Genomic DNA, 25,463 nt, shown 5'->3' on the forward strand with positions numbered 1-25,463 from the left:
CTAAGGATTTTTAATACAATTTTTTTTCTCTCACAACGCCCGAGGCACCGAGATCCATATTATTTTTCCGGTTCTCGTATAGCAGGTTATGAGCAAACTTTGCGCCGCCGTGTCCGCCGTGGGCCCCTTCGCCTTCGCTCTGGGTGAGAGATTCGCGTCTCTGGGTGAAAAAATTCGCGTGAAAAACTAGAAAGGATAACCGATTCCTATATTCAGCAACATATTGTCTTTACGCCAGTCGGGATCACCGAGATCAATCTGGTTAAATACCCAGCGTTCGCCTTCCGGCATCCAGGGTTTGCGGACAGGCATGCCCCAGTCGAAACGCAGAATGAGTATTTTGAAATCAAATCGCAGACCAAGCCCAACGTCCGCTGCAAGTTGCTTATAGAAATCCTTCGTGAATTCCCCGCCAGGGAAGTTGGGATTTTTATTATACAACCATACGTTACCAGCATCAAAGAAGATAGCGCCTTTCACAAAACTAAAAAGCGTTCGGCGTAGCTCTGTACTAAATTCCAGCTTCAGGTCGCCCACCATTTGTATATAGTCCGTTCCTTCCGAATTAAACGTACCCGGCCCCACCATTCTTGATCTAAAACCACGCAAACTACTGCTACCGCCGGCGAAGAATTGCTTCACATTCGGCAACTGATAAGATTGTCCGTACGGACGGCCAGCGCCAATCAGCAAACGGCTTGCCCACGATGTTTTATTGTCGAGGTTATTGTAGTAACGAAAATCAAGTTGAGCGCGAACATACTCTGCAAATTCGCTGTTCACTATCTTCTTTGGCTCATCACCATATTGCGCTCTGTTCGTAAATCCTCCCAGCGTACCGGAAAAATCGGTAAGCCCGTCAAAATAAAAGTTGTTTTTCCTTACCGTTTGTGCCTGCGAGTTGTAAGTAAATTCATAAGAAGGACCAATCACAAACCCATTGAAATCGATATTGGAATAATTATACGTGTAATCAAAATTACCGCCGTTATCAACCGTATCGGTGCGTACAAAATAAACGTTGATCGGATACAATTGGTGTTGCTTTCGGACATCTTCTTTCCAGTCGTAACCAAATGCAGCTTTTGCCGTATGAACCCGAAGCGGCTGCGACTGTGTTTCCAATGTATATCCTGCTTTGATCACAGTATGCGGCATGTAATAGCTGCTGGAATTTACATTGATAAACGGCACCATAAACCTCGGAAAGCTCACACTCGTTTCTATACCGGCCTGGTAAGTATTGGGCGTAGTATTTTGACCATTACTTGCGTACTGCAATTCAAAACCACCGAATACTTTGAACTGAAAAAGCTCTGCTCCTCTGAAGGCATTTCTGTTTCGCCAGCTCACACTCACCTTCGAACCAACGCGACTATCATTCTGCGTATTTGCTCCAGCCTCCAGCCGCAACGATTTCTTTTGAAACGGTGTGAGATAATAAAACACATTCAACGCCGGAATGGTTGTATCTACTTCTTCAAAACGGTTTTTTACAAACTTAAATGTACCCAGACTCACCAGCCTGCTCAGTGAAGCATCCTGGTCTCCACGGCTGTACAAATCGCCCGGTGAAAATTTCATGGCGTTGGTAAATACAGAAGGTTTAAAATCCTGCGTATGTTCTGCTACATAAAATCCTTTATAAAAGACTGCATCTTTCCGGTTCGTGTCTGCCTTGCGTGCATTTAACTGATAGTTCGGGTAAATATACACATCCTTGATATGGAATATTTTCACAGCTTCGTCCGGCATCTCATCCGTTTTAATGAGTACTTTCAGGTCTACCTGATGATCGCCAACAGTGCTGTCAACACTAATCAGCAAATAATCGGGCTTGAAATAAAAATAGCCGCGTTCTTTCAGCTTTTTGTCAATGCGTTCCCGCTCGCCTTTGATCAGATCGAGATTGTAGGGCTGGCCTTTGGTCAGTAATGTTTCATCTTTAATAGTGTCAATGTCTCGTGCCAGATCTCTTGTCAATGTGAATGTATCTGTTTTAAAAAGCACATTCCGGATTTTGTATTGGTCATTGGTCACAATGTCAAAAAAAGCCTCTGTTTTCTTACCCTTTGTTTTTGTTGTTACGGTTACCTGTGGTTTAAAAAATCCACGATTGTACATGCGGTTTGCCAATACATTTCTATTGTGATTCGGATTGAATGCAGAGAAATAAACAGGCGGCTCCCCTTTTTTATTGAGCCAGCGCAGCAGTTTCTTGCTCTTTCCAGTGGAATCTTTTGTAGATACATAATGTGCCCAGAGTTTAAATCGCACAAGGCCAAGTAGCTTTTTGTTCGGTACAGGACGCACTGCTCCGCCAAGATCGGTCTTCAGGAACTCGCGTTCTTGCTTCGAAGCCATCCGGTCATTAATCCGAATGGTAGAACCAGTGTACAGCGTTTCGCCTTCCGGAATATACTTTGTCACGCTGCAAGAAGCGAACAGCAGTATACACCATAGCCATCCTGAAATAAGCCATCTGCTATTTTTTTTGCTGCGCATTCGTAGTGTCGTTTGTTTTCTGGTCCATCAGTTTTTTTTGCTCTTCCCGCTGGCGTTGACGCTTCTTTCGGTTAAAGAGATTTTTGAACCTGTTATAGTCGAGGTTTACAATAAAATTCACGCCAGTCTCTGTCACATATCCTTCCAATGCCCCGGCATCCTGATCGGTACGATATACGCGAACATTATAGCGGCCATCAGTTGTCAATTTATAATCCGCAGAAAGATTTCCCGGAATCAGGCTGGCTTGCTGATTATTGGAGCTTTGCGGTCCTGAAAGCTCAAAGTTGTTACCGACCGTAACGGTTAAACGATCGTTGAGCAAGCTTTTCGAAGCAGCAATATTCAGATCGGTGCGCTCCGCTCTTTCTCCCGAAGTATAATCTTCTTGCGTGGCCAGATCAACACTCAAGTCTACACCTTTAACGAGCGAGCTGGCATAGCGATTTAACTGATCACTGATGAAACTGCTCACACTTTGTTTCGCTGCGAACTCAACACTGCCGCCCGCTCCTGAAGACAGCGGATCTTCTCCTACAAATGAATTCAGAATCAACAACGCGAATACTTGCTTATTCATTTCTGAAGGTTCTGTACGTAATTGCGTCAACCTGTTGCGCACCAGATCTACACCATCGGAGGACAAACGATAATTTTTTCCTTCGGGCAATTCTATATCAAACGAAATTTCGGGCTGCATGATCTGACCTTTCAAAATAAGATCTACATCAAACGGCAAGCGTTGTTTGTAATAATTTAACTGCGACTGGTCAGGCACCTGTTTCGCTACGAGATCGTACGGTGCAGCCTGCGCTACGTAGACAGCTGTGATATCCAGCCTTGTCCCGTCAATCGGGTCACCAGCAAATGTAATCATGCTTCCCGGCTTGATATTAAACGTGCGGTTGAGCATATTATAATGCAGCTGGTAAGAACCGCTTTTCAATTCGTATTCGCCTGTAAGCCCCACCACACCACCTGCCGTCACTGAGGCGTTGAGTGAAGCTTTACCTTTCACGGTTAAACGGTCGCCCGTTCCCTGATCTACAATCACATTAAACTGCGCATTGTCCTCAATATTTACATTCACATTGATCCCTGATCCCGGCGAGACTTTTGCGCGCTTGATGGTGTCTGTTTTCGGCAGCAAAATCCTGTTTCGCCCTTTATCTCTCGGATTGATAAACACGACTACGCCATTTCCTTTTTCAATTTCCGGATCTTTATCTGGCAGTGCGAGTGTAAAATTGGTTCCGTTTAATATGCCAAGGTCACCATCAACATCTATAGCAGATAACGGTCCTGTAATATGCAGTTTTGATGACAGATAAACGTCGCCGTAAAATAGCTTGTTATCTTTTGCCTGGGAATGAAGGGCTCTCCATTTCTTAGCGGTCAACTGCAAATCGAGATTCATGTTGCTGTAATCTTCCGTCAATACATAACCATTTATGGTAAAGGCATTGCCTGCGCTGTCCAGTATTCTAAACTTGTCAAACTGAATTCCTTTTTCGTCGAAATTGATTTTCTCGCCTGGCATATGAAAATCGGCATTCAACATTGTCACTGTAGTTTCCAGCTTGTCTGTATTCAGCGTACCCGTAATCTTGGGTGCATCTGTCGTTCCTTTGATGGCTAAGTTGCCACGTAAAAAACCGGAGCTATTCTTGATTTGCCCACCAGCCAGTGACTCCATGCTTTTCAGGGCAAGTGCATTCATCTTTAGCTGAAAATCAAAATTATTACCATCAACCGGCTGTATATAATACATACCGTCTAGCTGAATATCATTACCATAACCGGTAATTGCAACAGATGTGTTGATGCTATTCGCATTCTTGCTTTCCGCTTTTGCAGTAAGATCGCCGATAGTGTCATTGAGTACCGTCAGGTTGTGAATTTTTAAATCGGCGGCCATCATCAGATCCGGACTTATCTGATTAAGGTCTACCGTTCCGGAAACAACACCATCAGCCAACAATGTGTCAGGGCTGCTGATAATTCCGGTTACATTCGCTATCCTAAAATTGTTGATGTCAATGGACATAGGCGCATTGTAAGTTGCGGCCTTACTATTGATACTTAACAATTCTTTCTCGTGACTAATATCAATTCCCTGCGCGTAAAAACCTTTGGGGCCGATAACAAATTTATTGCCCTCTTTTACCGACCATTCTTCATAATTGAGCAATAAACGATTGCCCAGTGTAATGGTACGATCGTCTCCGTCCTGCGACATTTTCGCCGATAACGCAAAGCGGTCTTTCTTTGCAGTGTCCTGTACATTCAACGCTGCCGTAATTTCGTCGCTGGTCAGAGAACCCTTTAAAGTTGTATTTACAAGTCTCAGGTTGCCCCTCGAAAAACGGGCTACCACCACATCATAATTTAGTGAAGAATCGGCCTCCTCAATATTTGCTTTTACACCTCTGATGCGATTGCTCGCGTAATTCAATCTCGCCAGTGATGCATTTAATTTCATGGTCTTCGGATCTAAACGTCCGGCGATTTTCAAGGTATCAACGCGCGTCAATCCCGGCGCCAATGTGTGTATCAGCGGACCATCTACCATAAAGGCATTAAGTGTCAGATCATAATTATCCGGCACTTTTACCGGAACTATCTTTACTTGCTTTTTGTTTTTTACATCAACGATTTTCTTAACAGTATAATGCCGGTTCAAATGGTCTTGCACTACATTGCCAATCTGTGACAGTGCCAGATGTCCATCGATATTCGCCTGCAGTACGCGCAGATCGATTTTGATGTGGTTCAGACTATCTTGCGGAGTAGACGCAACGTACAAGCTGTCCTGAAAGAAACGCTGTCCGTCATTTACAATTACTAAATCACGCATGGTAATAACACCTTGCGGATAGTCTACATTAAGTACTGGCACATCGGCGTGCACAATTCCGCGAATGCGGGACTCTGTCGTAGAAAAACCGATCGCTTGCATATCGATGCTATCCACATTAAGATCGGCCACAAACCCGGGATATTTATTGCCGAAATCAGCATTGGCCACCAGCGAAAACTTTGCATTTTTATCGGTAGAAACAAAATGGACATTGCCTTTTTTTGCTGCAACATTTCCGTCCAGTGTAATACCGGTATAAGTATATCCTTTAATCGTCGCAGACTGTATCCCGCCTTTCACATTTGCCGTCATGCTATGTACATCAAAGCTGCTGCCCTTTACAGAAAACGTGGATGTAATCTTGCCCAGGTTTTGTTCTTGTTTTAAAATGCGACCGAGATTGAGTGCATCTGTACGCAGATAAAGATCATAACGCTCCCTGTTTTTGCCCGGCGACATCAACACATATCCGTTCAGGTAAGCCTTACCGTCGGTGCTCATAAACATGAGCTGCATTTTATAATCTTTCGTTGTGCCGGTTACACGCCCTGTAAGCCCAAATGCGTCAGGCAAACGGATCTGATCATTTACGCTTTTCGGAAGAAAAGACTCGAGATCTGTCCGGGATGATTGTAATTTTTGAATGTTGAAATCATACGCAATTCGGTTTGCATCCGGCACACCCAGTAATTTGCCTTTCATGGCTACTTCTGTGCGTCCTAATCCAGAGAGATTAAATTTATCGATGGCCAGATTTCCTAACGTGCCCTGCAACACCGCATCTAGTTTCAGGTGTCCGTTTTTATTCTTCCGGATAAGATCGTAATCGGCCATTGAAGGCATAAAAATCAAAATGTCTTTTACTCCGACCACACTTTTCTGCACATTGATTTTAAGCTGCATCGCCTGCATATTCTTCTGCAACGCCGTAAGCGAAGCATAACCAATCTGGATATAGTTCTGGATAACTGTTTGATCGGTTTGCAGCAGCAGATTCCGCAGGTAAGCCCCTTTACTGTAATATGCAAATTGAGTTTTCAGCTCCCGCAGATCGAAACCTGATTTTTCTTTGACGGAAAGATGTTTGATATTGCCCGAAATAGTATCACTGGTGTATAACAAGTCTTCCGCATCAAGATTTAGATTTTGTGCGTTAAGATGCATATAATCCATTCCGGATTTTTGCTTCGGACTATTTTCATCGTCCATCACATAGCTGACATTGTTCAGTTTTCCCTCGGTTAACTGAACACGCCAATTCGAAGAACTTGCAGTATCCGGTGTTACAGTCGCGGTTTTCTTTGGAGCTGTCTTCCCCATCCATATCTTCACAGCTGTATTGGCAAGCTGTAATGAACTCAGGTCGATGAACTGTTTCTTTAGGCTAAACTCTTTGGGTTTTAGCGCAAGACGTCCAACATTTATGTCGAAGAGAAATTTACTAAGGTTATCTCCATAAGTAAATGTCGTTTTATCGATTTCTATCTCGTCGGCGGCCAGGTGAAAATCAGCGCCCGCAGAAGTATCTGTAGATGGTGGCAAATAAGAAGTGTCCTGATAAAAGCTGGTTTGCAATCCGGAGACTGCCAGTTTCTTTATGCCGAAATCCATTTTTGTCAGATCAATCTTTCGCAGTGTTAATCGGAGCTGATCCAATTTGACGGCTAATTTCATGCCTGCAGTTTCGTCATCAAAACGGATGCGGATATTATCAAAGTTGATTTTGTCTACATCAAATTTCAGACTGCTGGTATCATTTACTTTTTTTGCTTCCGCAGGAGAAGGTGTTTTAGGTTCGCCAACAAAAGCATGAATGATATAAGCAAAATTGTAGTTGGTATCCGGCGCATGACGATAAATATGCGCATTCAATCCTTCCAGTTCCAATTGCTGCACCACTACTTTGCTGGAAATAAGCGCCAGCATGTTGATGTCGACTCTCAGCTTCGCAGCTGCCAGCAATGTATCTTTTGCCTGATCCTTAAACAGCACGCTGTCCAACTCAATCATTTTCGGCAGCCGGTAATTTATCGCACCGATATATACTTCTGTTTTGAGCTTCTTGGTGAGGAATGCTACGGCTTGCTTACGCACGAAATTTTTGCCCGACGGAGTCTGTAACCAGATGACTACTCCGATCAGTAAAAGCAGGATACTACCAATGACATATCCGACAATTTTAAAAAACTTCCGCATCAGTGAGAAAGTTACAAAAATCGTTCCAGATGACCTTCATTACCATATGTGTTACAAAATCGCTGATGTTATATTGAGCATAGTTTAAGGGTGAGTTGTGAATTGTCAATTGTGCGTACCAAACATGACGCGCGTTACCAACGCCGTGACGGTAAATCACCAGCCTTGGATTCGTTGAAACGTCAACCAGAGACTGACCATGTGTCAGACATCCCAACAGTCGTGTTGAGATTAATTTCTGCACTAGTTTCTAAATGCAAAAACGGTCGGGCGACTAAAAGTCGTCCGACCGTTTGATTATGTTATTGCGGGACACCTCGTTCCTCGGCGTGACAAACGCGAGAGGATTAACGCGGTCACTGTCAATTATCAATTGTCAACTGTCCATTGTTTACTTCGGTTCTGCGAAACGTGGATCTTTAACGAACGTCGTATCTGTAAGTGTTTTTAGAAATGCAATGATATCCTGCTTTTCATTGTCTGTCATCTGAATACCATTGCGCAGCGAAGTGTCCAGAGTTGCAGACTGATAAATGCCGGTTCTATAATGTTCCAGCATCGCATCCAGCGTATTAAAACGACCATCGTGTGTATACGGACGCGTGAGGTCTACGTTACGCAATGATGGCACTTTAAATTTACGCATGTCTTCCGCCAGACCAGTAATATGTGCGCGTCCGCTGTCATTGAGCGAGGCGTCCGGTATTAAGCCATTGTTACGAAATGAATAATCGGTAAACATCGGCTCTTTATGACAGCTACCGCACTTGGCACGGAATAACGTCAGACCATTTAGCTCTTGCGCAGACAAGCTACCTGTACCACGCGCATACTGATCGTAACGGGAATTACTGGAAATCATAGCACCCATAAACTGAGCCAGCGCTTTAAAAATCCGTTGTGAATTGACCTCCTGATCACCAAAAACAGCTTTAAACCGTTTGATGTAATCAGCATCAGCACCGACTTTTGCAATTACTTCGGGCATCGTTTCGTCCATCTCTACCGGATTCTCAATCGGGTTGATTGGTTGGTTTTCCATATTAATCACACCACCGTCCCAAAAGAAAGTAGGCAACCATGCTTCATTAAATAAACCAGGTGCATTCCGCTTTCCGAACAAACCATTAATGCCATGACTCAGCGGATGATCCAGATGCGAAAAAGCAGCGAACTGCTGGTGACAACTCGCACAGGAAATCGTATTGTCGCGCGACAAGCGGGTATCGTAAAACAATTTCCTGCCCAGCTGAAAACCATCTTGTGTCAACACATTGTTCTGAAAAGTGTACACAGGTTGCGGCCAGCCCTGCGGCACTTCAAATGCTACAGGCCCACCGTTGTCTTGCTGTGGATCCAGCGACGGATCTGGCTTACAGCCAACAACCGCCACTACTATCCAACAGGCTACAAACAATATTATTCCTAGATTTTTCTTCATCGCAAAAAGGCAATTAAGCGCCAGCGTACGTAATGGTAAACATATTTGCGTAATTATCCGAAATCGATTTTGCATCAGCGCCTGGCATGTGAATAATCATCAGGTTCGAGAAATCAATTTTGTTCGGCGAATTAAACAATTGCAGTACATCGGCCTGCAGGTGCACATGCGGCGTACTTGTATTTACCTGTATCGCCTGTGGGAAATTGAGCGTAATTGTTTTCAGCACGCTGTTCGCGCCCGAAAAACCTCCACAGTGAAACATCAGTTTCCCATCAGGCTGTGTTGACTTAGGAGAATTTCCTTCAAACTTGAGCATGATGTAACCGGTATTCCAGCTCCAGAACATTCCGTTTACCGGGTCTAACGCACCGGTCTGCGCACCAGACACATTGTGCAAACTATCTACTCCAATGGTAAAAGTGATCGAAGAATAACTTCCGTTAGGGACATCGCTCATATCGAAACTCGTAGAAGTAAGATCTTCCTGTTGCACCAGATGATAGCTGTTTGCCTCTGTATAAGTTGCACCATTAGCGGATTTCAAGGAAACATTACTGATATAGTAATTAAAACGGCTTACAGTAAACGAATCACCATTAGCATTTGTATACCATTGGTTATTCAGATTAAGGTTACTACCGCCGGCTACGTTAAAAAACTCCAGCTTTACTTTACCGGTTGGTGTTGTTTCGTCTTTTTTGTGGCAGGCAGAAAGCGCTACCATCGCGGCGAACGACAGCATGCTCCATATTTTTGTTTTAGTTCTCATTGAATTCGTTTTATGTCTTTAAAGACGTTTAAAAATCTTAATTGTTTGGCGCCTGTTGTTGTATCCATTTCAGCACTAGCGAAATGGTGCAATTATCCAGCTTTCCTGTAGGGGGCATTGGATCTGCCGTTGAGGTCAACTGGCTATACAACAGACTTGCCGTTGGTGTTGCAGTGTTGATGTAACCCGTCCCTGGCTTCATCAGTGCAGCATATGCAATTCCTGAATCCAGATTCAGATTACCGGTCGGTGCACTTCCTGTATGACAACCAGATAAGGCGCAATTTTGCCGAAGCACCGGAACAATATCCCGTGCAAATGAAACGGTGTTGACAGTATCTGTGTAACACCCAACTGGCGCTGGTGACGCCGTTTTTGAATCATCATGCTTGCAACTCGCGATGATTGTAGCAATCATTATTACTCCAAAAAAAAGAATTCTATTCTTCATACTTAAACATAGACGGTACATTACTGCTAATGGTATTGCTCACAGCAGAATTATTATCTGCAGCAGTTTTTACAGACAGGTTTGCACTATTATTGAGTGATACACCACTTAGCAATTTGGAGTAATCAATAATGATATGTACAAACTGCGATTGATCTTTTGCAATAGAATAAACCGGTGTGTGATCAGGCATAGTAACGGTGTTCAAGTGTCCATTGGTTCCGATCTTGTACGTAAATGGCTGCATTAAAGCAGTACTTCCGTTGCCGCCTGCAGTCGTATCTACACTTCCTTCCAGATCTACGAATACATAACCATCAGGTTGTGCACTGCTGCCAAACCACATATCGGAATGATTAAGCGCGCTGTCTGTTGCAGTTGGTGTTTTTGCATTTGTCGCAGCATCCAGACCTACATTAAACATGATCGATTTATAAGAACCCGTTGGCACTTTCGCCAGGAAATAAGATTCTGTTTCCAGATCTTTCAGGATAATCACAGCATTCGGCAACGCGTATTGAGTGCCATCTGTTTTAATCATCCGGATGTTCGACAAATACAATTGTGCCTTGCTCAGCGAAATCTGGCGACCGTTGGCATCTGGATAAGCCGTACCGTAATCATCAACTTCATTAGAGTCGATATTTGTGTGCAGGTGAATGTACACAGAACCGCTGTCTACGCTGGTTGTGTTGTTATTGTTGTCGTCATTTTTCTTACAGGAAGTGCCGGCGAGCGTAAATGCTGCTGCAACAGTAAGGATCGTAAGGATTTGTTTCATTTGATTTTGGTTATTGTTTTTTAAGGATGTGTTTGTAAATAAATAGTTTTAGTAGCCACTGTTCCGTCGTGGTCCACAACAGCTATAAGGTCCAATCGCAGACTGGTTGCCTGTGCCACACTATTAAACCAGGTATCGCTGATATCAAAATGATCATCGTGTACGTGTTCGGCATCATCATAAACGATAAAGCCAGTAGATGTATCCGTGATCTTCAGCTCGTAACCGTGCAATTCTGTAACGAAGGTTACTTTGGCATTAATGTGAACACTGTCTCCTTGCTGAAAAATCTGTCCCGGATTTGGTGACATAATAGTCATCTGAACCTGATCTGCAGTGGCTGGTGTATTATCTTTTTTCTGACAGGAAGTTGCACCGATCGCCAATAAAATAATACCCAGAATTCCTGTTTTAAGAAAGCGCATTGTAAAATTTTTTATTACTGTATTGAATTAAAAAAGAAAGAAAAAGCCAGTTTCCAGACGTGTTTTAGTGACTACATTACCTTCCGCATAGTTTTGCGCAATGGGCAATGAATAAGTCAGCTGCAAACCAAACTGTTTGTAATAAGCCTGTGCTCCCGCTGATGCATAGAAAATACTGCCGCCAGTCTGCTCATTAAGCCAGTGACGGGAATAATTATCATAGTCGTGCAGCGTATATTCATAACGGAAACCTGCCTGTGGCAATAGCTTCCATTTGCTTTTCTGCCACCAGTAAAAGCCCATCAATCCGGTACCAAGACGGTTGCCATACTTATAATCGTATTTATTCGCCGTCGTCAGTGTGTAAGTTGCATCAAGGTTAATGCCTGCTTTTTTATAACGGATTGTATAATTGGCATTGGTGATAAAATCCCAGGAGCCAGTTCCTGGCTGCGTATTCGGCAACCCGAGTTTGTCCATTTCGGTAATACCCGTGTATTTACCGGTCGGTGCTTTTACGCCGCCGCCAACCCAGAGCGATTGCTGCCATTTCTTGTCTTTATACTTTTCCGGCGCAATAATAGAAACTGTGGCCAGCGCAGAAGCATCACCGATGCCGCTGGAATAAGTGCGCACACCATCTTTTACCTGCAGATTTGTGGTATACGGAAGAAAAGCAAAAAGCTGTACGCGTTTGCTCAAATGATACCTTCCCCAAACCTGAAATGTGTTATAATATTCCGACGACGGTTCTTTAGGATCACTCGGAAGCAGGCCCGGATGTGTACTGTTGATGCTGCGGTATTGATATTGGAGACCTATAAAATGGTTTTCATACTGGGGTAATATGCCCAGATATTGATTGCTCGCCGAGCATCCGCATACATTGCAAGCCAAAGCATTGCCTGTTGCCAGAACGCCAAGCAGCAAACAACGAAGGAAATATTTCATCCTGAAATGTTTTGCTGATTACAATAAATGAATGGAGCGCAATACTATACGCATATGCATGAGCTTCTGATTGTCAGAAACAGCTACAAAAAGGCGCATAAACGCGTGTAAAATCAGCAGGAGAGCGGCGGATGGAAAACGGATGAGAGCGGGTCGTATCCGGCCGGACAACGGAAATAACTATGGAATGTCTTTTCTTCGGAAGGATTGAAAACGCTGAAGGCAATCTTTTCAGGAATGATGCAAGGCGAAACTTCGATCTTATCCCATTTTACGGAAGGAAGATTCTTACCGGTATTTTGTTCGTTGCCTTCGTCTACTTTGTTGAGCTGTTTGCGGAGGTAACATTTACCGCAACAATGCATCTGTGGTTTGTCTTTGTTTTCACAAAGCTGCTGGGCCACATATTTTTTATTCCATTCGTACCAAGCCACTACGCCCAGCTTTACCGTACACTGGTAGCCGACGCAGAGCAATAATATGAACGCAATAAATTTTTGCATTGATGCAAAGGTAGTGGCTGGAAATTTGATTTAGGAAAAAAGACCCGGATTTTTTTCTGTCCACCAAAAGCGAATCATTTTCGCTAAATTACTGATTGGTAGTTTTCAGAAACAAACATCTAAACATTATTCACATGGGAAAAGAAAAAAGTAAATGGGACGACAAAGACATCAAACGATATCTCGTAAAACCAGACAAGGAGATTTCCCTGAAAGATTATACTACAGACGAAAAAAATAAACCGTTTGATAAAGAAACGGGAGCGAAGCGACTTGAAGAGGGGCTTGAAGAATTAGCCCTTTTACAGGATAAGCTTTATGCTTCAGGCAAATACAGCGTACTCATCGTCTTACAGGCAATGGATGCTGCGGGAAAAGACAGCACGATCAGACATCTGATGTCTGGTTTTAATCCGGCCGGCGTAAAAGTGGTAAGTTTTAAATCGCCTTCAAGCAAAGAACTGGGACATGATTATTTCTGGCGTCATTACAAAGAATTGCCATCGAGAGGAGAAATCGGCATTTTTAATCGTTCCCATTACGAAAACGTACTGGTCACGAAAGTGCATCCGGAGATGATTCTTAACGCCAATCTGCCCGAAATCAATTCTGAAAAAGACATCGATAAAAAATTCTGGGAAACCCGTTATCGTCAGATCCGCAATTTCGAAAGAACACTTTTCGAGAACGGGACGATTATTATGAAATTCTTTTTACACGTATCAAAAGACGAACAGAAAAAGCGCTTTCTGGAGCGCATTGAAAACCCGCATAAAAACTGGAAGTTTTCATTGGCAGATCTTAAAGAACGCGCACGCTGGAATGATTATCAGGAGGCATATGCTGATGCGCTCAGCAATACATCCACTGAATATGCACCATGGTATATCATTCCCGCCGATGACAAATGGTTTATGCGGATATTGATTGGAAAGATTGTCCATTCTGAATTTGAAAAAATGAAACTCTCTTATCCTGAGGTTTCGAAAGAAACTAAAAATGAATTACTCAAAGCTTATGATGTGTTGATGAATGAGAAATAGCTTAGGTAACAGGTTGATACGTTTATAGGTTAAAACGTTGTTGCATACAGCCACAAATCCTGAGGGACAACTTACAAACGTATCAACTTATAAACGTACCGAATGATTTAACTCTTTAACCAATTACCCCTTTAACAGCTCAACATCCTCTGTAATCGTCGGCTTCACCAATTCATAAGTCTTCACAAAATTGCACCAGGTGCAATCTTCCTTACCGCAACCAGTGTCAAACTCTTTGTTCATGATGCGTTCATAAACATCTTTAATTTGCGCTTTCACCACACCCACGCTGTTCTCATCGATTGGCACTGTATAACGGACAAATTCACCTTTCTTATTCTTCTCAATAAAGTCAAATATGCCTGCCGTCATAGTCCAGTCGCGCGCCGGTGGATGGTTTTGCAACAGGATCTTATAAAACACCATCTGGCGCCAGTAGTCTCCGCCATCAGGGTTTGCCTCAGTTGGGCCGATCAGCTGATTGCGCGAAGAATATTCGGGACTGCCGGTTTTGTAATCAATCACCACACAATTCTTTCCTTCAAATTCCAGCTTATCAAGCTTCCCTTTTATCGGCACATTTCCGAGTGATACATTCGAGATATTATACTCGGCAACTACATGCTTGTTGAAACTGTCAATGTATTCATCATAATATTCGCCCAATATCTGTTTTCCTAACTCTATCCTGCGCCCAAACTGCAATTCGGTAAATGCGCCCTCCTCTCGTTTCATCGCGAAATAGAACGTTTTCAGCAATTCATCCTTATCAAAAAACTCCTTGTCTTCGTCTTTGATCATCTTTTTAAACAACTGCTCCAGCGCATAGTGCACCGCTGTACCAAATGCCAGTGAGTCTGATTTAGCAGCAGGCACTCGCAGAATATATTCGTAGTAGAAAGACAACGGACAATCCAGATATTTATTCAATGCGGAAACGCTCACTGCAAATTGTTCGAGACGTTTATCGATCAGTTCTGCTTTTGCGAGCTCTATTTTCACAGGAGGATCCGGCATAAATGAGACCGACAAATGCGTCATCAGATGTTCATTGTCCATGGCACGTTTTACGCGTTCATCGTCTTTACTGATCTCGTCAATAAACATAGAAGGCTCAAGATCTTTGTGCTTATTATCTTTTTCGGAGAATGAAATATGCAGGTGTTTCTTCGCGCGGGTCATCGCAACGTAGAACAACCGTCTTGCCACTTCTTCCGCCCCTCTTCCATCTTCTTCGCTTTGGCTTTCGCGTGTCAATGTATCTGGCAATGAGAAACCTCTGTTGTTGCCCGATTTTTTCTCCCAGAAATTTTTCGTGAGACCAACAACAAACACATGTTCAAACTCGTGTCCCTTGGCGCTGAATGCGGTGTAAAAACGAACGCCGTTTTCTTGCTTCACAACCTTCTGTATCGAAATCGCAATGCCCTCCTTCTCCATTTTCTCAATCATCTCCAGCAGCATCCGAATTGACAAACGCGGTCTTTTATCGCATTCATCTTTGACGAAATCAAAAAATGTATGCACTACCTGCATGTCCCAAACCTGATTGTTGCCTTTCAGCAAATGCCCAATAATGCCGGAGTCATACAAAATGTTTTCCATCAGCATCGGCAAGGTCAGCGAGCTCATCTCGCCAATCCATTTCTCCAGACATTGACCAAGCTTATATAATGGCTTCGGATTGATTAACCCAAACGTTTCCAGCAGCAAGGTATCCTGCAACAGATATCGCCAGTATTTGTGCTTGCGTTCTTTTTCCTGCAGATAAAGACTTAGCGTGGCAATATCTAATGTGCTCACCTGAAAGAACGGTGCATGCAACAACTGAAACAAAAGCTCTTCACCACTGAATGCCTGCTGATGCTCCTGATACAGGTATTCAAAAATGTTAAGTATTTGCCGGATGATTGGAAGGTCTAAAACATTCACGGGTTTCTTTACCCAATATGGAATGCTTTTCTTTTCCAGCATCGCAATGATATTCGCAGCCTGCTTGTGCTGCGCATAAAGAATGGCCACGTGCTGTAACGGCACACCCGTTTGCTGCAGTATTTCTATCTGTGAAACGATATCGGCTTCTTCATGCAAAACATTGAAGTAAGAGGCTACTACTGGCGCAGGAATAATTGATTCCTCACGAAAGCGATCGTTTGCTGCAACGATATTTTTGTCCAGATTTAATGCGTCCAGCTGGTAGATCAACCGTTGCTGATTGCTGGATATTGTAGCCGCAGAACGGTCCAGAATGGCTTGTGATGAACGGTAGTTCTCTTTCAGCACAATCACCTCAATAGTCTTCTGATAACGCTCGTAAAAATCAATGATGTTCTGCAGCCGCGCACCCTGAAATTCAAAGATCGACTGATCATCATCGCCTACAATAAAAATGTTCGGATCTTCCCAATAATCGGAAAGCAATGTCAGCAGTTCATTCTGCGCACCACTTGTATCCTGAAATTCGTCCACCAGCAAAAATTGGAATTTCTCCTGGTTCATCAGCAAAAACTCCGGATGCTCCTTAAATGCTTTGATTACCCAAAGAATCATATCGCTGAAATCATAGCGCCCCATTTCCTGCATACGCGCCTGATACTCGGGTAAGAGCAAAGCCGCAGCGCGTGTACGTTCCATACGTTCCGCCTCCTTACGGATATCTTCCGTTTTGGGATCACCGGCTTTAATATTTTTCTTGCTGTTTGCTTTTTTGTAAATGTATTTTTCGCGCTCTGGAAGCGATTCAAGATAGATGTCAATCGCGCCGCTTACATATGGCGCACTCCAGTCTTCTGATTTCATCAGATCAAAGAGGGCGCGCAAATTTTTGGCGTCATAATAGATATCACCTTTCAGACGACGCAAGGCATGTCCTTCCGGTAATGTTTCGATGATATTGTACAATAGATCCATCCGCTCCAGATCCGATATCGGCATCAGTTCACGTAACCCGAAATACTCCGGATTGTTCTGGATCACATTGTTACAAAAGGCATGGAAGGTATAAATATGCACTCGATGTGCATCTTCACCGATAATCTGCAGCAAACGACGACGCATGGCCACTGTCGCTTCATCTGTAAAGGTGAGACAAAGTATTTCGTAAGGTTTTACTTGTGTTTCACTTCGAAGCAGATTGGCAATACGCATCGCCAATACTTCTGTTTTGCCCGTTCCGGGACCCGCAATCACCATCACTGGACCGTAAATCGTATCTACAGCCCGCTTTTGTTGCGCATTTAGCTTATTATATCTCTTTAAAAATGGTTGCTCCGTCTGACTCATATACTCCTTTAATTTACAGAAAATATCCCTTTTTCCGGCTTTCGTCCGTTTGTATTCACCTGCAAATTGGAGCTGTTTACCGAAAACTCCAAGCTCTTCACCGAAACCCCATCGTGACAGCATTTTATAAATCTCAGATTTGTGCTGTAATCTTAAAATAACACGCCATGTACGCTACTGCTCCTCTTATAGATGTTTACGACCACAGCTATCTGAACCGCCAGATCAACACTGTGGTGAATGATCATACCGGCCGCACTTACCCGCTGCTGAAGGACATTCCGGTATTGCTTCATGACCGTTATATGCGAGGTAACAACGAAAAATATTCCCGTCTGTATAACTGGATCGGTGGCAGTTATGACTTCGCTGAAAAAGTGATCAGCAAAGTTATGTATGGCAATCAGATTGCCGAAACGCGCCGCGAGATTATGTCTCGCACGCAAATCAAAAATGGCGACCGCATCCTGTACGTTTCAATTGGCACTGGCATGGGCTTGAACTACTTGCCTTCTGACGTGGATGTTTCTACCCTGGAAATCACAGGTGTAGATATTTCTATCGGCATGCTGCAAAAATGTAGCAAGAACATGAAAAAATGGGGTATCGATGCAGAACTGATCAACTGTTGCGCAGAGGCTCTTCCTTTTGAAGACAACTATTTTGACGCAGTCTTTCACGTGGGTGGCATTAATTTCTTTACTGATAAACAGGCCGCTATCGATGAAATGGTACGTGTAGCCAAGAAAGGCGCTCACATCATGATCTCCGACGAAACGGAAAGCATAGTAAAGGATACCGATCGCAAAGAAGCGGTAAGACCGCCACTGGCTATGATCCCGTTTGAAATGAAAAATGTGGCACTGGAAACATTCTGGAAAGGACGTTTTTACTGTATTACGTTTCAGAAACCGGAACCCCAACATTTAACAGTTTTTCATTAACGGTTGTGAGGACCTGTACTATCTTTAGGCCTATGAAAAAGCTTGCACTGTTTTTAAGTATTATTTTAATAGGTCTCAGTCAGATGACTGTAGCGCAAAAAAACAAAACGCAGACTCCGCCACAGGAAAAGAAAAGAGATTCGCTGCCATGTGAAAAGTTCCCGAAACTTCCGGCATTTAATCTGCTGGCTATGGACAGCAGCACAATCTTCAATACATACAATATCCCCGAAGGAAAACCGACCGTATTAATGTTTTACAGCCCTGATTGCGACCATTGTCAACATCTGGCGCAACAGATCATGGACCACATGGATTCATTGAAAAATGCGGAATTTTATTTGCTTACGCCGATGACCATCGCAGCTACTAAAGAGTTCGATGCGAAATACCATGTAAGCGATTTCAAAAACATGCATCTCTACAAGGATTATGAATTCTTTTTCCCGCATTTCTATGGCGCCAATTACGTCCCTTATCTCGCGGTGTATGACAAACATAAGATGCTCGTAAAAGTTTACGAAGGTGGCTCCAATATGAGTGTACTGATCAAAGCAGTGAATCAAGCTTCTGAGCGCTGATGCCGATTCGTGAATTGTGAGTTGTCAGCTGTGAGTGGCCCATTTTCCGCGATATCCCTCTTTCATCGGGATGAAAGCGCGAGCATCAAGTTTAATTACTACAACACCTCAGCATAAATAGAAACAGGCTGTCTCAATGAGACAGCCTGTTTTAATTACTCGTGTTTGTCACATCGACGGCAGGAGATGTCCCCCGCAATGTGGACCTAATGTTTTTTCAGTTGAGCGAAGTCTTCCCACTTCGTTCCACCGGACGCCGTCTCATGACCGCTGTGTTTTGCGTCCACCACGACGAAGTCGGGAGACTCCGCTGAACATGCGCAGCATTGACCAATTGCAGATTTGACGTTTGACTTTTCACGTTTGACCTACTCACTACTCGCGCCAAAAATCACCGATCAAAAAATCAGACATCAGCGATAAAAAGAGAAAAGCTGCCACTTGGCAGCTTTTCTCTTTTTATCTTTTAAGCAGTTTCTTCGTCGTTATTCTTTTGTTCTTCTTTTGCGTGGTGATCATCTTTCGGTGCGTTGTGCGCCGCTTTAGTCTCTAATTCGTTTAGCTGTGTCTTTACTTCGTCTATTTTTTCCTGCTTGTGTTTTACCTTATGTTCACCTTGCGCAATCAGCTTTTGCAGATGCTGACGGAGTTCTTCTTCTTTCGGACCTGTGGTGATATTATTCAATCCATCTTTAAAATCCTCCAGTTTACCCAGCTCTTCTTCCAGCTCTTCTTCCAGTTTTACGAGGAAGTTTTTCGTTTGCTGTGTTCGGCTCACCAATTGCTTTTCTGCTTGTGATTTGCGGCGTTCACGATCAGCATCTTTACGGTTGAAGAAATAAGTGCGTGCTGCAATAAATTCCTCCCAGATACGATCACTATGCTCGCGCGGCACCGGACCAATTTTTTTCCACTCTGTCATCAGCTCGTTCAGCTCTTCCGTTGACTCACGCCAATGTGTAGAATTCTTGAGTGATTCAGCACGTTTCAGCAAAGCCATTTTCTGAGCAAGGTTATCTTCAAGCGATACACGGAATGCTTCGAAATGGTGGCGTTTTGCCTGGAAGAAATGTTCTTTGGCAGCGTTCAGACGGTTCCAAAGTTCATCCGCTTTTTCGGCCGGCACACGACCTGTATTTTTCCACTCTTCCATCAGATCAGCATAAGCTTGTGAAGTACCAGTCCAATCAGTACTTTCCTTCATGCCTTCTGCTTTATCGATAAGAGCAAGTTTGATTGAATAGTTTGCTTCCTGTTCTTGCTGAATAGATTCGAAATGCAATTTCTTACGATCGTAGAACGCGTTTTTTGCAGCGATAAAACGATTCCAGAGCTCTTCATTTTTTTCCGGCAACGTGCGACCAATGCTTTTCCATTGTTCCATCAGTTGTTTGAAGAGTTCCGTTGTTTCTTTCCATTCTTCAGAAGCCGCGTTGTTCTCTGCTTTTTCCACCAGTTCCATTTTCAGGTCCAGATTTTGGAGCATTTCCTTTTCCTGTCCTTCCTGATGCTGGCGTTTGCGTTCGAAGAACGTATTTCTTGCAGCTTCCAGACGATTCCACAATTCATCGTTGCGTTGTTTGTCTACAAAACCAATGTGCTTCCATTGATCTGCCAAGTCGCGCAGCGCTTGTGTTGTTTCTTTCCACTGATCATTTTGAACGATTGCCTCTGCCTGCTGTACCAGCGCCAGTTTTGCGGCATGATTCTCCTCAACCAGTTTGTTGACAACCGTTTCAAAGTCATCAAGCGAAACCATCAGACTGTTGAAGTCGCCTAATGCGTGGCTGTGTAAAAGATACTCGCGTGTACGGGCCAGTTTGCCCATCAGCTTCAGCTTTTCTTCGCTGGCATCCCATTCGGCACGCAGTTCTTTTACTTTAGCCTCTACTTCCGAAAATTTCTCGATCAGCGCCTTTGCAGTCGCTTCCGCATTTTCGGGAGTCAACGTTGTAATAATTCGCTCCGGAAGAGTTGTGGTGGCCTTCAATACGAGTTCACCATTTTCGCGGAGCTGGAAAAATTCTTTACCATTAAAAACGACGCCTTCCCACCAGCTTTGCAGTTGGTTGGTAGTTGCATTGGCTTCTTGAGTCATAATCGCTTCCATTTTTGGATAAGTAACAGTGAATGTGTCTTGTTCTTTCTGCAATATAGTCTTAATATCTATATTTTTAACGTTATCCTCTAATTAATGTGCACCGAAAACCTTTTGTAACAAATCTGTAACGCGGGCTGCTGGATTGGTTCGGATTTTGTTCTCCTCATCTGCAATATTCACAAACAAACCATTGAGTGCCCGTTCTGTTACATATGAAGTCAAATCAGGATTAATTTTATTCATAGTTGTCGGAAGCTTATTGTAAACATTAAAAACATTGCTCCAATAAGCAGTTGCTCCGGTTTTACCCAGAGAAGAGGAAATTACAGGCTGAAACGCAGATGTGAGCGACGCAGTTGTCTTGTCTTTCAGATACTTCGTTGCGGCGCCGTTTCCACCCTGTAAAATAGTCATTCCGTCCTGGATCGACATCGTACTTATTGCATTCACAAAAATCGGAACGGCCTTGCCCGCCGCATCCTCTGCAGCGCGGTTCATGGAAAGAATTGCCTTATCAACAATGCTCCCCATACCAATCTGACGCAATGTATTTTCTACTTTCTGCGCTTCTGGTGGCATCAGTACTTTGATCAATGAATTCCCAAAGAAACCATTTACAGCAGACAAACGACCTGATGCGTTTTGTGCCCCGATTTGCAACGCCTGACGCAATGCACCAACGACGTCTGTATTACTGAGGTTATTAAGATTAAGTCCGCCACCGGAATTAGTAGTGCCAGTACTGCTACTGGAACTGCCTTTTGTTGCGGAATTCAGTACCTGATTTGCCTGATTCAGCAGATCATTAAAACTTTGTGCCTTTGCCTGGTTTACCGCTGCAAAAGAGGCCAGTATTGCGGCATTTAAAAATATCTTCTTCATTTAAGGTTGTTTCAAATTATACTATCAAAAAGCCGGCCAAATTAAAATCCACCCTGACTATCACTGTCATCGCTTTTCAGGTTATCGCGTTCTTTCACCTGCGGTTGATTATTCTGTTTACGGCGTGGCGCAGCTTTGGTATCCTTACCAAATCGGTAGGTAAAGGTAAGATTGCCAATACGTGTTTCGCGATCGCGGTAAATGCTTTGGTAATACGTTGCGAGATCGTAAACGGTCGTGTATTTGCGGGTATTGAAGATATCGGAGACGTTAGCTACGATATTCGCTTTACCACCCCAGAGATTTTTGCGAATTGCAACGTCTACCCACCATGCATCTTCGAGATGTCCCTGTCCGGAAACTTTCGGTGACTCATAATTTCCATTCAACTGGATAGAAAAGCCTTTCGGTAAACGGATGTTTGTATTCGCTTTTCCTAACCAGCTAAAACCACTGTTGTCTAACGAAGGATCTACGTTGTCACCCATGATTTTATTCTGGAAGAAATTGAAGTTTAAAGTCGCATCCCAGATCGGCATGATCTGCGCTTTACCAGTCAGCTCCAAACCGTAAGTAACGCCACTGTTCAGATTTTGAGGCTGCACATAAGTGATGTTTGTTGTTTCGTCGTAGTAACGATATTGTGCAATCAGATTCTGTGTATATTGATAATACAAGCTCGCAATGAAATTGTGTCCCTTCTTGAAAAGCTTGTTATAGCTCAGTTCTGTATTGTTGATAAATTCTGGCTTCAGATCAGGATTACCAGAGCTTACTTCCTGCGGGTTAGACAGATCAAGGTATGGCATCAACTGACGAAAATCAGGGCGATTGATACGACGTGTAAAACTCAGATAAACGCTTTGGTCTTGTGGTAATTTATAGGACACAAACGCGGAAGGAAAGAGGTTCGGAAATTTATTGGTATACGTCTTTCCGTTTGCCTGTGTAGTTGTCCCTTCGTATTCCGCATCTTCAAAACGCAGGCCAGCCTGATAATTGAATTTACCAAACTGATCGCTGAAGTTTGCATAAGCAGCATAGTTCTTTTGCGTGTAACGGTACCCGTTCAACAAAACACTGTCAACCGCTACATCTCCGGCCGGATTTGTAATCGTTGGATTATTGCTGCTTTCAAACGAAAATAATTGTGTTTTTACACCAACATCAAACTTGCCATTCTTCGTCAGCAACGGTGTTGTAAAATCAACTTGTCCGCTGAAACTGGCGTTAGAGCCAGAGCTTGGGGAATTCTGATAATACTGTCCTGAAATTGGATTTTCCGCATGATCAAACGTATCGGTAAGATAAGTCTGTTTCATTGTCATCCAGCTTTTGGAATAGGTTGCATTGGCCGTTAATTCGCGCTTTTCTTTGTGGAATTTATGTTTGTAATCCAATGATGAAGAAAGGGAAAACGGTCCACCTTCGCGGTCTGTATAGCGATTCTGCTGCATGTACATATTGCCTGCGTCAAACAGTTGATAATACGCCGGTCCGTCACCACCAAAATGCATCTTGTTGATGTTCTCCGTCAGTGTAAAGGAGTTATTATTATCGAGTGTATAATCTGCGCCTATCGTATTGAAAAAGCCATCAAACTTGCGGTGATTGTTTTCATAACTGTAAGATGAAGTATCATTCATCTTCTGGTCCAATCGGCTTGTAGTGCGGTTATAGTTACTGTTGAGACGGAAACTGCTGTTGGCAAAGAAATTCCACTTTTTGTTTCTCAAGTTCAGGTTCAGGCTACCATTGTACTTGTCACGCGTACCAGCACCAAGGGAAGCCACGCCATTAAAGCCAAATTTGTTGTCTTTCTTCGTAATGATATTGATGATACCAGTCATACCCTGCGCATCATATTTCGCAGAAGGGTTCGTAATAACTTCTACACTTGAAATACTAGAGGCCGGCATACTCTGCAATGCAGAAGCCGCGTCGCCGCCCAGCAAGGTTGCGGGTTTACCATCGATCAGAATCGTTACATCACCTTTACCGCGCAGACTTACATTACCGTCGACGTCTACTGAAACAGAAGGCACGTTCTGCAACACATCAGATGCACTACCGCCGGCAGTTGTAATATTTTTTTCTACGTTGAATGTTTTCTTATCAATGCCCATTTCCATAATTGGCTTTTCGGCAGTGATATTTACCTCTTTCAATTGGGTGGCTGAAGCACCAAGCTGTACTTTACCGAGATCTTTTTCCGGGTTGTCAGGGGTCATTACGACTTCAACAAATTTTTGCTGAAAACCGATGGCGCTGATGCGGAGATGGAATTTACCCACGCCGGTAGGCTCAATTGTGAAGGAACCATTGTCTTTCGTCAGATCGCCATTTACCACCGAAGAATCGGCGCGTAATAATGTAATAGTTGCATAAGCAACTGGCTGCCCCTTTGAATCAACAAGCCGTCCGAATAATTTTCCGGTCTGTTGTGCTGCTGCCGCTCTTCCACCCTGCGAGCCCGGCGTTTGTGCCAATGCTGGAGCAGAAATACAGGCAATTGCGGTAAGGGAAAGGAGCGTAATAAAACGTTTCATCTAAGTTTGTTTGGAGTGCGTCCATAGCGGCAAAACATGCTATTAATTATAATGTTCGTAAAATATTTACGTACGCTAAGGACAGGCAAAATTGACGGAAATAAGCGATAAAGGATTAAAGCTGAATAAATAAAAAATTGTTAAATAAAAAGCCGCAAAATGCGGCTTTTATATATAATCATTGTATTGACAATACGTTATTGATTTTCTTCAATGGGAAGTTTTTCGTCCCAACCAAGCCGTTGTTCGATAAGATAATTATTGCGATCGGCTGCGCTACGAGAAACCAATTCGGCAATAAAACCGGTAAGGAAAAACTGCGTACCGATGATCATTGTGGTCAACGCCAGGTAAAATGCTGGTTTATTACTAAGGTTTCCTTCGAAGAATAATTTTTCAACGACCAGCCAGATGGTAATAAAGAAACCAGCCAGAAAAGCCACTGTTCCCCAAAGACCGAAGAAGTGCATTGGTTTTTTGCCGAAACGGGAAATAAACTGAATAGACAACAGATCCAAAAATCCATTGATAAAACGTTCCCAGCCAAATTTTGAGGTACCGTATTTGCGCGGTCTGTGTACAACTACTTTTTCACCGATCTTCCGGAACCCGGCCCATTGCGCCAGCACTGGAATAAAACGGTGCATTTCGCCATACACTTCTATACTCTTTACAACCTTTCTTTTGTACGATTTCAGACCGCAGTTCATATCGTGCAGCTTAATGCCCGAAACCCAGCGGTTGACGCCGTTATAAAGTTTGGAAGGAAGATTTTTAGTTACTGCATTATCATAACGGACTTTTTTCCAGCCACTTACCAGATCAAAACCATCAACGGTGATCATCCGGTAGAGCTCCGGAATTTCATCCGGGCTATCCTGAAGATCAGCATCCATTGTGATGATGACGTTGCCGACTGCAGCTTTGAAACCTTCATTTAAAGCCGCACTTTTACCATAATTACGCTGAAAACGAATACCGCGTACCTGATCATACTGAGCAGAAAGCTTTTCAACCACGTGCCAGCTATCATCGGTACTGCCGTCATCGACCATGATTACTTCATATGAATAACCATGCTCGTTACATACACGTTCAATCCAGTCCACAAGTTCCGGCAGCGATTCTTCTTCATTAAAAAGCGGTACGACGATAGAAATGTCTAACATTGGATGCAAAATACGGGAAAATAGAAA

17 protein-coding genes are annotated in these 25,463 nt (G+C 43.4%); 3 read left to right on the plus strand and 14 right to left on the minus strand.

The window, feature by feature from the left end; translation table 11 throughout:
- Positions 1 to 186: 186 nt before the first annotated feature.
- The 9 genes from tamL to DN068_RS10770 all read right to left on the minus strand — a co-directional run bounded on the left by tamL (position 187) and on the right by DN068_RS10770 (position 12,885).
- Positions 187 to 2,505: a translocation and assembly module lipoprotein TamL gene (gene tamL, locus DN068_RS10730; RefSeq protein WP_110998912.1), complete on the minus strand. Its 2,319-nt coding sequence runs from the start codon at positions 2,503 to 2,505 to the stop codon at positions 187 to 189.
- Positions 2,486 to 7,561, minus strand: coding sequence for a translocation/assembly module TamB domain-containing protein (locus DN068_RS10735; protein ID WP_110998913.1), 5,076 nt, complete (start codon positions 7,559 to 7,561; stop codon positions 2,486 to 2,488). Before DN068_RS10735 ends, tamL begins: the two co-directional genes overlap by 20 nt.
- Before the next feature lie 391 nt (positions 7,562 to 7,952).
- Positions 7,953 to 9,002, minus strand: a complete 1,050-nt coding sequence (locus DN068_RS10740; RefSeq protein WP_110998914.1) for a cytochrome-c peroxidase — start codon at positions 9,000 to 9,002, stop codon at positions 7,953 to 7,955.
- Between the two features lie 13 nt (positions 9,003 to 9,015).
- On the minus strand, positions 9,016 to 9,774 hold the full coding sequence (locus DN068_RS10745) for an MbnP family protein (RefSeq protein ID WP_110998915.1): 759 nt from the start codon (positions 9,772 to 9,774) through the stop codon (positions 9,016 to 9,018).
- A gap of 37 nt (positions 9,775 to 9,811) precedes the next feature.
- Complete coding sequence (locus DN068_RS10750) at positions 9,812 to 10,192, minus strand: hypothetical protein (protein WP_110998916.1); 381 nt, start codon at positions 10,190 to 10,192, stop codon at positions 9,812 to 9,814.
- A 22-nt stretch (positions 10,193 to 10,214) separates the two neighbouring features.
- Positions 10,215 to 11,006, minus strand: a complete 792-nt coding sequence (locus DN068_RS10755) for an MbnP family protein (RefSeq protein ID WP_110998917.1) — start codon at positions 11,004 to 11,006, stop codon at positions 10,215 to 10,217.
- A gap of 20 nt (positions 11,007 to 11,026) precedes the next feature.
- Positions 11,027 to 11,431, minus strand: coding sequence for a hypothetical protein (locus DN068_RS10760; RefSeq protein ID WP_110998918.1), 405 nt, complete (start codon positions 11,429 to 11,431; stop codon positions 11,027 to 11,029).
- A gap of 27 nt (positions 11,432 to 11,458) precedes the next feature.
- Positions 11,459 to 12,382, minus strand: coding sequence for a transporter family protein (locus DN068_RS10765; protein WP_110998919.1), 924 nt, complete (start codon positions 12,380 to 12,382; stop codon positions 11,459 to 11,461).
- A 113-nt stretch (positions 12,383 to 12,495) separates the two neighbouring features.
- A complete protein-coding gene (locus DN068_RS10770; RefSeq protein ID WP_110998920.1) occupies positions 12,496 to 12,885 on the minus strand; it encodes a hypothetical protein in 390 nt (129 codons plus the stop codon).
- 134 nt (positions 12,886 to 13,019) lie between these two features.
- Here DN068_RS10770 and DN068_RS10775 point away from each other — a divergent pair, with 134 nt between their 5' ends.
- Complete coding sequence (locus DN068_RS10775) at positions 13,020 to 13,928, plus strand: polyphosphate kinase 2 family protein (RefSeq protein WP_110998921.1); 909 nt, start codon at positions 13,020 to 13,022, stop codon at positions 13,926 to 13,928.
- Between the two features lie 123 nt (positions 13,929 to 14,051).
- Here the strand turns inward: DN068_RS10775 and DN068_RS10780 are convergent, their stop codons facing one another.
- Positions 14,052 to 17,333: an ATP-dependent helicase gene (locus DN068_RS10780; RefSeq protein ID WP_110998922.1), complete on the minus strand. Its 3,282-nt coding sequence runs from the start codon at positions 17,331 to 17,333 to the stop codon at positions 14,052 to 14,054.
- Positions 17,334 to 17,377: 44 nt separating this feature from the next.
- On the opposite strand from DN068_RS10780, the gene DN068_RS10785 reads away from it, so the two are divergent.
- Positions 17,378 to 18,154: a class I SAM-dependent methyltransferase gene (locus DN068_RS10785; protein ID WP_110998923.1), complete on the plus strand. Its 777-nt coding sequence runs from the start codon at positions 17,378 to 17,380 to the stop codon at positions 18,152 to 18,154.
- A 32-nt stretch (positions 18,155 to 18,186) separates the two neighbouring features.
- Complete coding sequence (locus tag DN068_RS10790) at positions 18,187 to 18,735, plus strand: TlpA family protein disulfide reductase (protein ID WP_110998924.1); 549 nt, start codon at positions 18,187 to 18,189, stop codon at positions 18,733 to 18,735.
- Between the two features lie 466 nt (positions 18,736 to 19,201).
- On the opposite strand, the gene DN068_RS10795 is transcribed toward DN068_RS10790, so the two are convergent.
- From DN068_RS10795 to DN068_RS10810, 4 genes are all read right to left on the minus strand, one after another.
- The gene (locus tag DN068_RS10795; RefSeq protein ID WP_110998925.1) at positions 19,202 to 20,887 is read right to left on the minus strand and encodes a DUF349 domain-containing protein; all 1,686 of its coding nucleotides are present in this window, start codon (positions 20,885 to 20,887) and stop codon (positions 19,202 to 19,204) included.
- A gap of 39 nt (positions 20,888 to 20,926) precedes the next feature.
- A complete protein-coding gene (locus DN068_RS10800) occupies positions 20,927 to 21,718 on the minus strand; it encodes a DUF4197 domain-containing protein (protein ID WP_110998926.1) in 792 nt (263 codons plus the stop codon).
- 41 nt (positions 21,719 to 21,759) lie between these two features.
- Complete coding sequence (locus DN068_RS10805) at positions 21,760 to 24,267, minus strand: TonB-dependent receptor (RefSeq protein WP_110998927.1); 2,508 nt, start codon at positions 24,265 to 24,267, stop codon at positions 21,760 to 21,762.
- A gap of 197 nt (positions 24,268 to 24,464) precedes the next feature.
- Positions 24,465 to 25,436 (minus strand): glycosyltransferase family 2 protein, encoded by a 972-nt coding sequence (locus DN068_RS10810; RefSeq protein ID WP_110998928.1) that lies wholly within the window; start codon positions 25,434 to 25,436, stop codon positions 24,465 to 24,467.
- Positions 25,437 to 25,463 lie beyond the last annotated feature (27 nt).

It is taken from the genome of Taibaiella soli (genome assembly GCF_003236175.1).
GTDB lineage: Bacteria > Bacteroidota > Bacteroidia > Chitinophagales > Chitinophagaceae > QKTW01.